The 15,434-nt window shown below is 75.9% G+C and carries 8 protein-coding genes, 1 tRNA gene and 1 pseudogene; 8 read left to right on the plus strand and 2 right to left on the minus strand.

Annotated elements, in window-relative coordinates; translation table 11 throughout:
* Positions 1–974: 974 nt before the first annotated feature.
* From IE170_RS33570 to IE170_RS06260, 4 genes and pseudogenes are all read left to right on the plus strand, one after another.
* Positions 975–2,276: pseudogene (locus IE170_RS33570) on the plus strand (peptidoglycan-binding protein); the annotation flags it as partial.
* A 1,100-nt stretch (positions 2,277–3,376) separates the two neighbouring features.
* Positions 3,377–5,959: an SPFH domain-containing protein gene (locus tag IE170_RS32450; RefSeq protein WP_229884614.1), complete on the plus strand. Its 2,583-nt coding sequence runs from the start codon at positions 3,377–3,379 to the stop codon at positions 5,957–5,959.
* Between the two features lie 441 nt (positions 5,960–6,400).
* A complete protein-coding gene (locus IE170_RS06255; RefSeq protein ID WP_189808284.1) occupies positions 6,401–7,036 on the plus strand; it encodes a lytic polysaccharide monooxygenase auxiliary activity family 9 protein in 636 nt (211 codons plus the stop codon).
* A 106-nt stretch (positions 7,037–7,142) separates the two neighbouring features.
* Positions 7,143–7,216, plus strand: a tRNA-Lys gene (locus IE170_RS06260).
* Positions 7,217–7,324: 108 nt separating this feature from the next.
* Here IE170_RS06260 and IE170_RS06265 read toward each other — a convergent pair.
* Positions 7,325–8,083, minus strand: a complete 759-nt coding sequence (locus tag IE170_RS06265) for an IclR family transcriptional regulator (protein WP_189808285.1) — start codon at positions 8,081–8,083, stop codon at positions 7,325–7,327.
* Positions 8,084–8,322: 239 nt separating this feature from the next.
* Here IE170_RS06265 and IE170_RS06270 point away from each other — a divergent pair, with 239 nt between their 5' ends.
* From IE170_RS06270 to IE170_RS06285, 4 genes are all read left to right on the plus strand, one after another.
* The gene (locus IE170_RS06270) at positions 8,323–9,480 is read left to right on the plus strand and encodes an LLM class flavin-dependent oxidoreductase (protein ID WP_189808286.1); all 1,158 of its coding nucleotides are present in this window, start codon (positions 8,323–8,325) and stop codon (positions 9,478–9,480) included.
* A gap of 255 nt (positions 9,481–9,735) precedes the next feature.
* Complete coding sequence (locus tag IE170_RS06275) at positions 9,736–11,424, plus strand: glycosyl hydrolase family 18 protein (RefSeq protein WP_189808287.1); 1,689 nt, start codon at positions 9,736–9,738, stop codon at positions 11,422–11,424.
* Between the two features lie 488 nt (positions 11,425–11,912).
* On the plus strand, positions 11,913–12,761 hold the full coding sequence (locus tag IE170_RS06280; protein ID WP_189808288.1) for a helix-turn-helix domain-containing protein: 849 nt from the start codon (positions 11,913–11,915) through the stop codon (positions 12,759–12,761).
* The gene (locus tag IE170_RS06285) at positions 12,758–13,603 is read left to right on the plus strand and encodes a helix-turn-helix domain-containing protein (protein WP_189808289.1); all 846 of its coding nucleotides are present in this window, start codon (positions 12,758–12,760) and stop codon (positions 13,601–13,603) included. Before IE170_RS06280 ends, IE170_RS06285 begins: the two co-directional genes overlap by 4 nt.
* Before the next feature lie 36 nt (positions 13,604–13,639).
* Here the strand turns inward: IE170_RS06285 and IE170_RS06290 are convergent, their stop codons facing one another.
* Positions 13,640–15,400 (minus strand): putative bifunctional diguanylate cyclase/phosphodiesterase, encoded by a 1,761-nt coding sequence (locus tag IE170_RS06290; RefSeq protein ID WP_223856872.1) that lies wholly within the window; start codon positions 15,398–15,400, stop codon positions 13,640–13,642.
* Positions 15,401–15,434 lie beyond the last annotated feature (34 nt).

Raw genomic sequence — 15,434 nt, forward strand, 5'->3', positions numbered from 1 at the left:
CTCTACCCCACCTCCGGGGGTGCTCATGACCAGCCGCGCCCACCTTGTCCGATTAGCCCATGTTTGAGTGGTTTATCGTGCACGATATGTCTGGGTCGAGCCGAATCTGACGCCCCGACAGATTTGCGGCGGCCCCGATCAGCCACGAGCAGGGGAGTGGACGGAACCGCATGACGATGCAGCCCCCGGTGCATGTGCCGATGCCGACGCCCGTTTTCGAGGAGTACGAGCCCGCAGGCGACTGCGGCTGCCCGGGCTGCGCGGAGCGCCGGCGCTCCCTCGCCCGCGCCAGGGCCATACCGCTCCGGGACGGCGGCCACCCGGCCGCCCGGGGCGCACGCCGGGCGCTCGTCCTGGCCACGGCCGCGGGGGCCGTACTCGGCGGCGGCACGGCCTCGACCGCATTGGCGGCCCACGCCCCGGCCCCCGACACGGTGACGGGCACGGCCCCGAGCCGCGAGGCCCGCGCGGCGGGCGGCTCAGACACCGCGGACACCCGATCGGGGACCGCCGCGGACGCCCGCCCCGGGAGCGCCACGGACGCCCTCGGCCGTGACGCCGCCGGCACCCGGCCCGGGGCCGCCGAGGCCGCCCGTGCGGGGAGCGCCGGGGGTGCCCGTACCCGTGACGCGGCGGACACCCGGCCGGGGACGGACGAGGCCACCCGCACCCGGCCCACTGCGGACCCTCGGCCCGCGGACACCGGTAAGCCCCGACGGCCTGCCGCCGGCAGGGACGCCCGCCGCACCGACACGGCGCACGGCCACCCGGGCGACGTCCCGAGCGCCCGCCCAGGTCGGGACAACCCTGACCGCCCGGGCTCCCGGCCCGGCCAGGACATCCGCGACGACACCGGCGCCCGCCCAGGTCGGGAGGCCCGCGACGACCCGGGCTCCCGGCCCGGCAGGGACACCCGCGGCGACACCGGCGCCGGCCCAGGTCGGGAGGCCCGCGACGACCCGGGCTCCCGGCCCGGCAGGGACGCCCGCGACGACCCGGGCGCCCGCCCCGATCGGGACACCCGCGACGACCCGGCCGGCACCCCGCAGGGCGACCGCTCCCCGCTGCACGGCCGCCCCGGGCCGGTCAAGCCGGGCGGCGCGCCGGGCGCGCCCTCCTCGGTCCGGCGCATCGACCGGGCCACGATCATCAACCGGGCGAAGCTGTGGCTGGACGCGAAGGTCCCGTACAGCATGTCCTCGTACTGGACGGACGGATACCGGCAGGACTGCTCCGGCTACGTCTCCATGGCCTGGAACCTCGGCTCGAACGAGTGGACCGGCAGCCTCGACAAGTTCGCGACCCGGATCACCAAGGACGAGCTCCTGCCGGGCGACATGCTGCTCTTCCACAATCCGGCCGACCCCACCAACGGCTCGCACGTCGTCCTCTTCGGCGGCTGGGTCGACGAGACGCGCACGCACTACACGGCGTACGAGCAGACCCGCCCGGCCACGCGGAAGGCGGCGACACCGTACGGGTACTGGAACAACTCCTCCAAGTACGTCCCGTACCGGTTCACGGGGGTGACGGGCGGCCTCACCACCCCGGCCCCGGAGCCGGCCGCCCCCGACCCGGGTGCGGACCCGAAGCCGGCGGCGCCGTCGAAGGAGTACCCCGGGGCCGCGATGTTCGGGCCGGGCGCGGACAACCCGCACGTCGCCGAACTCGGCCGGATGCTCATCGAGCGCGGCGGCCGCCGCTTCTACCCCAAGGGCCCGAGCACGAAGTGGAGCGACGCCGACCGGCTGGCGACACAGGCGTTCCAGAGCGCGCAGGGCTGGACGGGCGCCGACGCCGACGGCATCCCCGGCCCGTACACCTGGCAGCTGCTGGTGGAGGGCGGGGGCAAGGACATCCGCCCGACCATCGACCCGGCGCCGGGCCCGACCGGGTCGCAGGCCGGCAGGCCGGGCGCCCCGGCCCGCCCCGGCACCCCGGCGGCTCGGCCCGCCCCGGCGGCACTTCCCGCCCCCGGCGCACCGGGCGCCTCCGCGCGGCCAAGCACCGGCGCCGCCCGACCGGGCACTGTCGCGATGCCTGCCTACCCGGGGGCGTCGGTGTTCCGCCCCGGATCCACCCACCCGTCCATCGCCGCCCTCGGCCGCCGGCTGGTGGAGAAGGGCTTCGGCAAGCACTACACCACAGGTCCCGGACCCGGCTGGAGCGAGGCCGACCGCCGCAGCGTCGAGGCGTTCCAGCGCGCCCAGGGCTGGCGCGGCGCCGCGGCCGACGGATACCCGGGCCCGGAAACCTGGCGGCGGTTGTTCGCATGACGGAGGCAACGATGTACCCGACGCTCACCACCTCCACCACCGGCACCCTCCGCGTGCCGCCCGTTTCCACCGGGGGCCTGCGGCCCCCGTCGGCCCCCGTCGTCCACGGCACGGGCACGATGCGCCCGGCCCCGCGGCCCGGCCGCCGCGGCCTGGCGTCCCTGCTGCCGACGGACCCGACGCCCCCGGCCTCGGCCGGCGTCGCAGCGGCCGGGACCGCCACGCCGACCCCGGGCCGCGAGGCCCCGGCCGCGGCGGTGCCGGCCCCGACGGACCCGCCGGTCTCGGACACCGCCGCGGCAGGACCGGCCCCGGCCGGTCCCGCGCCGGCGGCTCCGCCCGGCCCCGAAGTCCCCTCCGCCAGGCCGCCGGCCGGGGCACGGGCCGCCTCCGCACAAGGCCACGGGCGAACCCCGGCCGCGACCGAACCCGGAGCGCACTTCCACCCGCAGCCACCCGCCGCCCGCCCGGAACCGGTACCGGCGCCCGCGCCCGGCAGCCGCCCGCCCGGCCCCCGCCCGACGGACCCTCCGGCGCCGACCTCCACTGCTCCGTACGCTCGGCCCGGCGCGATCCCGCCGTCGCACCAGCTGCCGGGCCGTCCGGCCGCGGTGCCGGCAGGCGCCGCAGCCGAGCACACGGAACGGTCGGGACACGGCCCGGCGGGCACCCCCGCCCGGACCGCGGCCGGTCCGGAGGCCGTACCGGCAGCTGCCACCGCCGGGTACGCGGACCCGGGCGCGGCCCCGTCGGCGGCCGGACACGGCCCGGCGGGCACCCCCGCTCAGACCGCGGCCCGTCCGGAGGCCGTACCGGCAGCTGCCACCGCCGGGTACGCGGACCCGGGCGCGGCCCCGTCGGCGGCCGGACACCGCCCGGGGGACGCCCCCGCCCGGACCGCTGCCCGTCCGGAGGCCGCACCGGCAGGTGCCACCGCCCGGTACGCGGACCCGGGCGCCTCTCCTTCGCGGTCCGGCCACCGTCCGCCGGAGGCGCCGGCCCGCCCGGGGCGTCCGGAGTCCGTGCAGGCGGGAATCACCTCCCTGCGCGCGGACCCGGCCCCCCCGCCGGCCGGGCACAGGGCGTCGAGCCCGGCCGCGGTGGCCGTGGCGCAGACCCGGCTGCACATCGGCCCCGCGGCCCGGGTCGCCGTCCTGCCGGCACCGGTGCGCTCCCGGTGGGTCGCCGGGGTGCCGGGCGCCGTGGTCCTGACGGCTCGGGAGGTCCTCCTCCCGCACGGCCGGACCGCCGGCGACGACACCGCCCTCGGGGATGTCCCGGCAGCCCGCACCGAGCCCGGCCACGCGCCGGCCGCGCCCGCGGACGGCAACGGAACGGCCCCCGGCGGCGGGGGTGCAGCGGCGCCCGAAGCACCGGCCACGGCGACCCTGGACATCCCGCACCCCGCAGCCGCCCCCGACCCGCAGGCGACACCGCCCGCCGCCACCGAGCAGGACCCGCGCCCCGGACAGCACGGCGCGTCGCAGGGCAGGGCGTCCGCCACCGCGGCGGAGCCCGCCCCCGTGCCGGGCCGCCCGCAACCGGCGGATGCGCCGGACGCACCGGGCCGACACGCAACGGCGGACGCCGCCGTGGTGCCCGGCACCGGGGACGGGTCGCACGGAGCGCCCGGCGCGCATCCGGCGGACGCCGCCGACCTGCCGGGTCGGGCGGCAGCCGCCGCCGGCAAGCCCGGCTCCCTGAGCGGGCCGCTCGACGCGCAGGGCGCGCATGCGGCGGACACGGCCGGAGCATCGCGCCCGGACGGCCAGTCCTCTGTGCCGACCCGGTACGCGGCGGCAGGTGCCGCTGACCAGCCCGACATCGCGGACGGGCCTCACCTCGTGCCCGACCTGCATGTGGTGAACCCTGCCGACGCACCCGGCCCGTACGCGCAGGCGGACCCGTCCGGCCGGCCGGGCCGGTACGCCGCAACGGACGACGCCGCCGAGTCCGGCACCACGGATGGAGTGTCCACCCCGCACGCTTCAGCGGATTCTGCGGGCGGGCCCGCCCCGCAAGCGGCGGCCTCGCCGGGCGACCCGGGCCGGTATGCGACGGCGGGTGCCGCCGGGAGGTCCGGCCCCCGGCACCGGCCGCACGGCGTGCCCGCCGCGCATGCGGTGGACCCCGCCGAGACGTCGGCCCCCTGCGCGCAGCCGGATCCCTACGCGCACGCGGACACCGCCGGCGAGCCGGGCCCTTCCGCGGCAGCGGAAGCCGCCGGCGCGCCCCGCATCCCGGGCGGGACGCTCGGCGCGTACGCGGTGCACGGGTCCGGCGCGCCGGACCCGTACGCACCGGCTGACGCCGACGGCTTGCCCGGCATGGCGGACACGCCGGCCGGTGTGCCCGGCCCGTACGCGGCGGACTCGGCCGGTCGACCCGGTGCGTACGCGGCAGCCGACCCGGTCGGCAGTGGGTCTGCCTCCGGCTCTCCCGACGAGCCGGTCGGTGTGCCCGGGCCGGGTGTTGCCGGGGATGCCGCGACCGGTGATGCGGACGTGGAAGGGGAAGAGCACGCTGTGCCGGCGGGGCGGGGCTCCGTGGTGGAGATCGTCTCCCTGGCCGTGGCGCGCGGCGTCGAGGGCGGCAGCGGGGAGGCGGCGCAGGGCGGCGTGTCCTCCGCCGCGGTCCGCGGGGTGGACGTCACCGCCGTCCCGGTGCACCTGCCGTTCCCCGCCGAGCCGCGCACCCCCGGCGCCGGCACCCCGGCCGCCGCGCCGGGCCGGTCCGCCCGGCGTGCGGTGCCGGTGCCGCGGCCGGCTCCCGGGCGGCGGGTGCCGCGGGGGGACGACCGGCTGCGAGAGCACCGGGGGCCCGTCCTGCCCGGCTGGGTCGGTGTCGCGGTGGGCGGGCTCGCCCTCGGCGGGTGCCTGGCCGTGCTGTGGCGGGCCGGAGCCGTGCCGGACGAGTTCACGGCCGCGTTCGGTGTGGCGCCCCGCGCCTACCAGGGGCTGCGCGCCACCCACTGGCCGCCGCTCGCCTTCCTCGGCATCGTCGCCCTGCTCTCCCTCGGCGGCCTCGGCCGCGGCAAGGTCGGGCACGCCTGGGTGCTGACCCTGTTCGGCCGCTACCGCGGCACGGTCCGCCGGACCGGCCTCACCTGGGTGAGCCCGCTCCTCCTGCGCCGCCGGATCGACGTCCGCCTGCGCCACTGGCGCAGCGACCCGATGCCCGCGGTCGACTGCGGGGGCCTCGCCCTCCAGGTGGTCGTGCAGGTCGTCTGGCAGGTCAAGGACACGGCGCGGGCCGCGCTGGCCGTCGAGGACCACACCGAGTACCTGGCCGAGCAGGTCGAGGCGGCGATGGCGCGGGTGCTGTCGCAACTGCCCGCCGACGCCTTCCACGAGGACGCGCCGACCCTGCGCGACACGGAGGCCGTCGGCGAGGCGCTGACCAGGATGCTCGCCGCCGAGACCGAGGCGGTCGGCATCGAGGTGTACTCGGCGCAGCCGACGCGGATCGAGTACGCGCCCGAAGTCGCCGAGGCGATGCGCCGCCGCCGGGTCGCGGCGATCGACGCGAAGCACAGGGACACGGTCCTGACGTCGGTCGTGGACGCCGTCGACGACACCGTCCACCGGCTGACCTCGCGGGGCCTGGTCGAGCTGGACGACTACGAGCGGAAGGCCCTGGTGAAGGACCTCACCGTCGCCTTCTACACCGGCCGTTCCGAGTAACCGGCCCACCGCCGGCTCCCGGCTCCCGGCTCCCGGCTCCCGGCTCCCGGCTCCCGGCTCCCGGCTCCCGGCCCTTCGGCCCTCCGAGCCCCGGCCTGACGGCCCCGGCCCCGCCCCCACGGGCGGGTCGGGGCCGTCGCCCTGCCCGCGGGGGTGTCCTGTCTTCGGACAGCCCGCCGCCGCTCCCGCATTCGCCGCACGGCCCGTACGGCTTCCCGCGCGCCGAGGTCGGGCCGGGTGCGGGCGGGGTCCGGTGGTCCGGACCATCGGTTCCCGCAATGGTCTGGACATGGCCAACTGGCGTCAATAACCTGGGACTTGGTCTAGACCTGAAAACTCCGCCCGTGCGGCAGCGGACCCACCCGCGGCCGTCCCCACGCGTGCGCACGCTCTCGCGCTCTCTCCCCGGACCTCCCCCCCACGTTCAAGGAGCACCGCATCATGCGTCTCTTCCGCATGCCCTCACGCCTGCCCGTGCGCCCCTCCGGACGGGCAGGCTCCGCCGCCGCGCTCGGTCTCGCCGGCGTCATCGGGCTCGCGCTCGCCTCCGCGCCCTCCGCCAGCAGCCACGGCTACACCGACAGCCCGATCAGCCGCCAGAAGCTCTGCGCCAACCGGACCGTCTCGAACTGCGGCCCCATCCAGTGGGAGCCGCAGAGCGTCGAGGGCTTCAAGGGCTTCCCCGCGGCCGGCCCCGCCGACGGCACGATATGCGCCGGCGGCCACCCCGAGTTCGCGCAGCTCGACGACCCGCGCGGCGGCACCTGGCCCGCCACCCAGGTCACCTCCGGACAGGGCTATGCCTTCCGGTGGCAGTTCACCGCCAACCACGCCACCACCGACATCAAGTACTACGTCACCAGGAACGGCTGGGACTCCGGCAGGCCGCTCACCCGCGCCGCCCTGGAGCCGCAGCCGTTCCTCACCGTCGCCTACAACGGGGCCCGGCCCGCCATGACGACCGTCCACAACGGCGTCATGCCCGCCGGAAAGACGGGCCGGCACCTGATCCTGGCCGTCTGGACCGTCCACGACACCCCGATGGCCTTCTACTCCTGCTCCGACGTCCAGTTCTGACCCGCCACGGAACCGGAACCGGAGCTTTAACCGCCGCAGGAGCACCCGGCCGCGGGGGTGGTTTGGAGCACCCCCGCGGACCAGGTAGTATTTTCTCTGTCAGCAGGCGCCGCTAGCTCAGTTGGTTAGAGCAGCTGACTCTTAATCAGCGGGTCCGGGGTTCGAGTCCCTGGCGGCGCACCTGTCCTTCGGGCGGCTTCCGGTTCCACCGGGAGCCGCCCGAAGTGTTTCCCCGGCGTCCCTCGCACCGCGGCCTCTCCCGTGAGCCGCGTCACAAGGCCGGCAGGCCTACAGGGTGAGCGACAGCAGCAGCGGCGCGGCCTTCCGGTTCAGGGTCTCCGCCGCCGCCCGCAGCCGGTGCGCGTGCTCCACGGGCATCGACAGCGCCAGGCAGCCCACCGACGCGCCCGCGGTGATAGGCACTGCCGCGCAGACCGTCCCGAGCGCGTACTCCTGGAGGTCGAGCACCGGCACCGTGGCCGGCTGGCTGTCCAGCTTCGAGAACAGGACCCGCTCGCTCACGATCGTCTTCGACGTCAGCCGGGCGATCTTGTGCCGGGACAAGTGGTCGCGCCGCCCGTTCTGGTCGAGCTGGGTCAGCAGGCACTTGCCGACCGCGCTCGCGTGCGCCGCGGAGCGGAAGTCCACCCACTCGTGCACCTTCGGGGTGCGGGGGCTGTCCGCGAACTGCGTGATCCTCACTTCGCCGTCCACGTACCGGCTGATGTAGACCGCCGCACCCACCGAGTCCCGTAGCCGGTCCAGGGTCTCCTGCAGCTTCTCCTGCAGGGCCTGCTGCCGGTCCGCGCCCGAGCCGAGCAGGACCAGCGAGTCGCCTATCGCGTACGCGCCGTCCGACACCTCCAGGACGTACCCCTCGCGGCGCAGCATCAGGAGCATCGGAGCGAGATGGACCGCGGGCAGTCCGGTCTCGCGCGCGATCTGCTCGTCGGACACGCCGCCGGTGTGGCGGGCGATCGCTTCGAGCACGCGCAGGGCGTACTGCACCGAGTGGAACGGCGCGGTCGGCTCGGGCTTCAGCGCCACGGTCTCCCCCTAGCAGGTCGTTACCGCTTGCCGTACCACGATAGCCACCAAGAGGCGCATCCGGAGTGCCTGTTGGGGAGATTGATGGCCGGATAACGCCCTCCCGCCAGGACCTACGCCACTGGCATATGCCAGGGTCACGGGCCCGACCCCACAGCAGTGCAGCCGCCCCGGGAATGCCCGCCCCCGCTCCCCGGTTCGACTCCCCGTACGGACGTACGAGCGAGACGGGAGTTGCCATGAGTGACCACGGGGAAGCCGCGCGGGAGGCCCGCCCGGCCGGCGGCGCGCAGGAACCGGAATCCGGGGCCGCGCCCGCGCCCCACCCGGTCCGGGGCACCGCGCACGGCACCGCCCCCGTCCCGCTGTCGGTGCTGGACCTCGTCACCGTCGGCAGCGGCAGCACCGCGAGCGCGTCCCTGCGCACCAGCGTCGCCCTCGCCAAGCTCGCCGAAGCCCGCGGCTACCGGCGGCACTGGGTCGCCGAGCACCACTCCATGCCCGGTGTCGCCAGCTCCTCGCCCGCCGTGATCCTGGCGCACCTGGCCGCCCACACATCCCGCATCCGCCTCGGCTCGGGCGGCGTCATGCTGCCCAACCACGCCCCCCTCGCCGTCGCCGAGCAGTTCGGCACCCTGGAGGCGCTCGCCCCCGGCCGGATCGACCTCGGCCTCGGCCGCGCCCCCGGCACCGACGGCCGCACCGCCGCCGCCCTGCGAGGCCCCGGCCGGGCCGAGGAGGGCCACGACGAGTTCCCCCGCCGCCTCGCGGAGCTCACCCGCTTCCTCGACGACGACTTCCCCGACGGCCACCCCTACGCCCGGATCCACGCCGTGCCCGGCCCGGTGCAGGGGCCGGCCGGGCGCCCGCCGCTGTGGCTGCTCGGCTCCTCCGGCTTCAGCGCCCGCCTCGCCGGCGAGCTGGGCCTGCCCTTCGCGTACGCCCACCACTTCTCCGCCGCCGGCACGCTGCCCGCCCTCGACCTCTACCGGCAGACGTTCCGCCCCTCGGCCGCCCTGGACGCCCCGTACGCCGTGATCGGAGTGTCGGCGCTCGCCGCCGACACCGCCGCCGAAGCCCGCGCCCAGGCGCTCACGGGCGCGCTGTCGATGCTCCGGCTGCGCGCGGGCCGACCAGGCCTGATCCCCACCCCGGAGGAGGCGGCGGCGTACGACTTCTCGCCGCCGGAGCGGGAGTTCGCCGACGGCTGGCTGGCCAACGTCGTGCACGGCACCCCGGACGAGGTCCGCGCCGGGCTCGACGCGCTGGCCGCCCGCACCGGCGCCGACGAGCTGATGCTGACCGCGAACGCGCACGGCGCCGCCGCCCGGCTGCGCTCCTACGAACTCGTCGCGGACGCGTACGGGATGCCGGCGGGGGAGCCGCAAGGCGACTGACGGCGTACGAACGGGGTTCGGCTGGTTTGTTGCCGAAACCTTGCGGCAGCCTTTCCTAAGGCACCCTTAAACCGCTCGTCACCCGGGGTGACGAGCGGTTTTTCGTGCCCCTGCACGCCTCTGACGAGGGGATTTACCCCGCGAGTGGTCTAGTCCTTCTTTGGTCCAAACCATTGACGGCGCATGTCGGTGATCGCTATCACTTCTCCCACCCGGACCTCTTGCCCTCCCTCCCCACTTCCCCGGAGGCAGTACATGCACATCCGCAAACCCCTCATCGCGGCCGCCGCCACGGCCGCGCTGGCGGCCGGAGCCGTGGCCGGCCTCGCGGGGCTCGGCACCGCCCAGGCCGCGGACGCCGCCGCGGCGGCCGGCAGCAGCGGCAACATCCGCATCGCGTACTACGACCAGTGGAGCGTGTACGGGAACGCCTTCTACCCGAAGCACCTCGACACCCGCGGCATCGCGGGCAAGCTGGACGTCATCAACTACTCGTTCGGCAACATCCACCCCACCGACCTCACCTGCTTCATGGCCAACAAGGCCGCGGGCGACGACAACAACCCCAACGCGGGCGACGGTGCGGGCGACTCCTACGCCGACTACCAGAAGTCCTTCAGCGCGGCCGACTCCGTCGACGGCGTCGCCGACAAGTGGGACCAGCCGATCGTGGGCGTCTTCAACCAGTTCAAGGAACTGAAGGCCAAGTACCCCCACCTGAAGATCAACATCTCGCTGGGCGGCTGGACCTACTCCAAGTACTTCCACGACGCCGCGAAGACCGACGCGAGCCGCAAGAAGCTGGTCTCCTCCTGCATCGACCAGTACATCAAGGGCAACCTGCCCGTCGAGGGCGGCTTCGGCGGCCCCGGCACCGCGGCCGGCATCTTCGACGGCATCGACATCGACTGGGAGTATCCGGGCTCCTCCGGCGGCCACCTCGGCAACCACCACGGCCCCGAGGACAAGCAGAACTTCACGCTCCTGCTCGCCGAGTTCCGCAAGCAGCTCGACGAGTACGGCGCCGCGAACGGCGGCAGGAAGCTGATGCTGACGGCGGCCCTCCCGGCCGGCCAGGACAAGATCAAGTACATCGAGACCGACAAGATCGGCCGGTACTTGGACTACGCCAACATCATGACGTACGACATGCACGGCGCCTGGGACGGCGACGGGCCCACCTACCACCAGTCCCCGCTGCGGAACTCGCCGGCAGACCCGACCGACCCCATCGCGCCGGGCACCGAGAAGTACAGCATCGAGAACGCCATCGACGCCTGGATCGACGGCGACCCGGCCTACGGCATCGCCGGCGGCTTCCCGGCCGGCAAGCTGACGCTGGGCTACGAGTTCTACTACCGCGGCTGGAAGGGCGTCCCGGCGGGCACCGCAGGCGGCCTCGCCCAGCCCGCGACCGGCGGCTCCAGCCCCCGCCAGTACAGCCAGCAGGCGGGCATCGCCCACTACAAGGAGCTCGGCGGCATCGTCGACAACCCGGCGACGACCTTCTGGGACGACCAGTCGAAGTCCTCGTACTTCTACAAGGACGGCGAGTTCTTCACCGGCCTGAACCAGAAGTCCATCCAGGCCCGCGTCGACTACGGCAAGAGCCGCGGTCTCGGCGGGGCGATGATGTACTCCCTGCTCGGTCTGGACGCGGGCACCACGCTGCTGAACCAGATCTCGGACGCCCTCGGCGGCACCACCCAGCCGCCGACCACGCCTCCGACCACCCCGCCCACCACGCCTCCGACGACCCCGCCGACCACGCCGCCCGCGACGGGCTGCGGCTCCCTCCCGGCATACGCGGCCGGCACGGCCTACACCGGCGGCACGGAGGTCTCCCACAAGGGCCGCAAGTGGAAGGCCCAGTGGTGGACGCAGAACGAGGAGCCCGGCACCACCGGTGACTGGGGTGTCTGGAAGGACCTCGGCGCCTGCTGATCCCCCCACCCCGCGCCGAGCGGCCTGCCGCCCCGCACCCACCAGCCCGGGTGCGGGGCGGCGGTGCGTCGTGCGGCAGCCCGATCCGGACACCGGCCGGAGGCGGGCGCGGCACGCAGTGGCGCGGCGGGGCCCGGCCCCCTGGCGGGAGGCCGGGCCCGACGCGTTCCCCCGTTCCGCGGTCCGGCCCGACCGCGCTTCCCCCGAATGCGCGACCGGCCCGTCCCGCCGTGCGGCCGGCCCGCACGCTGCTGCGGCGGCCCGGCTGACGGAGCGACTCTCCTCCGCCAACCTGCACCAAGTCCAGGGGCGGCTGCCGAACCGGGTCAGCGTGGGACGTCCCACGCTCTGACCTGCTGGGATGCACGTCCGTGGGATGCGCCGACGGGACGCCGCCGACGCGCATGGTTCTCGCCAACCAGTGGTCCGGACCTGGAACCCCGGCCGGGGCGGCCCGATGCTGGGGGAGAACAGGGGGGAACGGAACAGTGGCGCGTTGGAAGGAACTGCCCGCCGCACTCGACAGCCGGGAGCGCCGGCTCGTCGCGGAGTTGCGGCGGCTGAAGGACCACAGCGGTCTGAGCCTGGCCGCACTGGCGGCGAAGACCGCCTACAGCCGGTCGTCGTGGGAGCGGTACCTCAACGGCAAGCAGCCCGTGCCGCGGGAGGCGGTCGAGCAGCTGGCCCGGGTGTGCGGGACGGAGCCGACCCGGCTGACGGTGCTGCACGACGTGGCGGTACGGGCGCGGCAGCCCGCGGCCGGAGCAGCCGCCCCGAAGGACCCGGAGGAGCAGCAGGACGCCCCGGCGGAGGAGGCCGCGGCCGCGCCCCCGGAGGAGACGCACACGCCGGCCGCAGGCGAAGCCGACGGCGGGCAGGCGGGGGCCCGGCCCGGGCGGACGGTGTCCCTCGGGTGGTTCCTGGCCGGGATCGCCGCCGCTGCGGCGGTGGCCTTCACCGCGGGCCTGCTGGCCGGCGGCGCCCGGTCGGACGGCGGGAAGGCGGCGGACGCCGTGCAGACGGCCCAGGGGGCCTCCGCGGGCGGCAAGTCCGGCTACCGGCGGGGCGTGGCGTACGCCTGCGAGGTGAAGCGGGAGGGGACGGAGCTGCGGGCCGGGCACGGCACGAGCCGCACCATCCTGCTGGACACCAACAGCACCGGCTTCGACGTCGTCGAGGTCCAGTGCCTGCTGCGCGAGCACGGCTTCGACCCGGGCAGCACCGAGGGGCTGTACGACCAGGCGACGAAGGACGCGGCGACGCGGTTCCAGAAGGCGCGCGGGCTCGTCGCGGACGGCATCGTCGGCCCGAAGACCTGGGGGGAGCTGCGTAAGTGATCACGGACACGGAGTGCGGGCAGCTCGCCGCGGAGCTGCGGCGGCTGCGCGAGCGGACGGGGCTCAGCCTCGCGGCGCTGGCCCGGCGCACCCCGTACAGCAAGTCGTCGTGGGAGCGGTACCTCAACGGCAAGCAGCCGCCGCCCCGGAAGGCCGTGGAGGCGCTGTGCGCCGTCGCGCACGAGCCGCCCGCCCGGCTGCTGGCGCTGTGGGAGCTCGCCGACAGCGCGTGGAGCGGCCGGGCCCGCCCCGCGGGGTCCGCACCTGCCGCGCCGGGCGGTCCCGCACCCGCCGTAGCCGCGCCCGCGGCGTCCGCAGCCGTGGACGGGCCGCCCGCCCCGCCCGCCCGGCGGTGGCGTCCTGCGGCCGCCGCGGCCGGGGCGGTGTGCGCGGCGGCCCTCGCGGCGGGCGCGGCGCTGCTCGCCCTGCGCGGCCCGGAGCCGGAGCGGGCGGCAGCCGGGCCGGAGGAGAAGCCGATCCGGAACCCGGGCTGCGCGGCGGAGTCGTGCACGGGCCAGGACCCGACACGGATGGGCTGCGGCGGCGCGGGCATGGTCGACACCGTCCTCGCCGCCGACGCGGCGGGCGGGCGGCACCTGGAGCTGCGGCACGGCGGGATGTGCCGGGCGGTGTGGGTGCGGGCGTCGGGCCTGGCAGCGGGCGACCGCGTCGAGCTGTCCGTCCCCGGCGGCGCGCAGCCGCAGGTGCTGCTCATGTCGGAAGGGGCCCTCGGAACCTACGTGTCGACGCCGATGGCCGCGGCGGCCAAGGGCCCCGCCGGGGCCCGCATGTGCCTGCTGCCGGCCGGCGCCGCCGAGGCCGCCCGCGTCTGCTTCCCCTGACCGGCGGCCCGAGGGTGCCGGCCGTCGCGCCGCCGGTCAGCTCCGGTCGCGGCCCGCACCCGGGCGGGTGCCGATCATCTCCGCGATCCGCTCCGGCGCGACGGCCCGCGAGTACAGCCACCCCTGCCCTGTGTCGCACCCCACGCGCCGCAGCCGGGCCGCCTGTCCGGCGGTCTCCACGCACTCCGCGGTCACCGTCAGGCCCAGCCGGTGCGCGAGCTGGACGAGGGCCTCGACGATGGTCTCGTCCGCCGGGTTCGGGTGGGTCCCGTCGTCGTAGCGGAAGCCGCGCACGAAGGACCCGTCCAGCTTCAGCACCGACACCGGCAGCCGGCTCAGGTAGGCCAGGTTCGAGTACCCGGTCCCGAAGTCGTCGATGGCGATCCGCACCCCCATGTCGCTGAGCGCCTGGAGCGCCTGCAGCGGCCGCCCGGCCGATCCCATCACCGCCGACTCGGTGAGCTCCAGCTGGAGCAGCTGCGGCGCCAGCCCGGTCTCGGCAAGGATCCCGGCGACATCGCCCACCAGGTCCGAGTCCCAGACCTGCCGGACGGCGACGTTCACCGACACGAAGACCGGGCTGTCGCCGGGATGCTCGATCTGCCAGCGCCGCGCCTGCCGGCAGGCGGTCCGCAGCACCCAGCGGCCCAACTGCACGATGGAGCCGTCCTCTTCGGCGATGCCGATGAACCGATTCGGCGTCAGGTTGCCGAACTGCGGGTGGTTCCAGCGCACCAGCGCCTCCACCCCGCGCACCGTGCCGCTCTCCAGGTCCACCAGCGGCTGGTACTCCACCGCGAACTCGCCGCGCTCCACCGCCGGCCGGAGCGTGGAGCTGAGGGCCTGCCGGGTCATGCGGTGGGCGTTGCGCTCGGGGTCGAAGAGGGTCCAGCGGGCCTTGCCGTCGGCCTTCGCCCAGTACAGCGTCGTGTCCGCGGCCTGCATCAACCCCGTCGCCGAGGTGCCCTCCGCGGCCCGCTCCACGACGCCGATCGACGCCGACACCGACAGCCGCTGCCCCGCCAGGTCGAACGGCTCCTGGATCGCCGCGAGGACGCTGCGGGCCAGGTCCGCGAGCTGCTCGGTGCCGGTGGAGTCCTCCACCAGCAGCGCGAACTCGTCGCCGCCGAGCCGGGCCACCAGGTGCCCGCCGGTCCGCCCGTACCCGGACTGGTCGGCGCACCGCGTCAGCCGGGCCGCGACCGCCGTCAGCAGCCGGTCGCCGACGCGGTGCCCGAGGGTGTCGTTGACGGCCTTGAATCCGTCCAGGTCCAGGTAGCACAGGCCGATCCGGCCCGTGCCGCCGTGCTCGTACGAGGAGGACTCCAGGGCGGCGGAGAGCCGCTCGAAGAACAGGGCCCGGTTGGGCAGCCGCGTCACGGGGTCGTGCATCTGCAGGTGCCGCAGCCGGGCCTGGAGATCGCGGCGGTCGCTGATGTCGGCGACGGAGAGCAGGACGTCCCGGGTGCCGGGCACCGGGCCGAGGGTGACCTCCGTCCACAGCGAGTGCCCGTCCGGGTGCTTGAGGCGGCGCGTGCAGCGCAGCCGGGCCTGCCGGCCCCGCAGCACCTCCTGGTACGCCTGCCAGGTGCGGGCCTCCGCGCCCAGGTCGACGAGGTCGGCGGCGCGCCGGCGCACCAGCGCGTGCGGCTCCGCGCCCAGCAGGGAGGCCAGCGCCGGGTTCGCGGCGACGACCTGCCCGCCGCGGTCGACGACGGCCATCGCGAGGTGCGCGGCGTTGAACGCCGCCCGGTAGTCGCGCGGTTCGGGCTCCGCCCGCTCCGGCGCCGAGGACATGACAGGCACTGAAGGGTGACGCTCCGTAATGGCC

This window comes from Streptomyces toxytricini (genome assembly GCF_014649915.1).
In the GTDB taxonomy this organism is placed as follows: domain Bacteria; phylum Actinomycetota; class Actinomycetes; order Streptomycetales; family Streptomycetaceae; genus Streptomyces; species Streptomyces toxytricini.

Coding starts and splice junctions, on each gene's coding strand:
- IE170_RS06255 (WP_189808284.1), top strand. CDS start 6,401: ATGCGTCTCTTCCGCATGCCCTCACGCCTGCCCGTGCGCCCCTCCGGA.
- IE170_RS06290 (WP_223856872.1), bottom strand. CDS start 15,400: ATGTCCTCGGCGCCGGAGCGGGCGGAGCCCGAACCGCGCGACTACCGG.
- IE170_RS06270 (WP_189808286.1), top strand. CDS start 8,323: ATGAGTGACCACGGGGAAGCCGCGCGGGAGGCCCGCCCGGCCGGCGGC.
- IE170_RS06275 (WP_189808287.1), top strand. CDS start 9,736: ATGCACATCCGCAAACCCCTCATCGCGGCCGCCGCCACGGCCGCGCTG.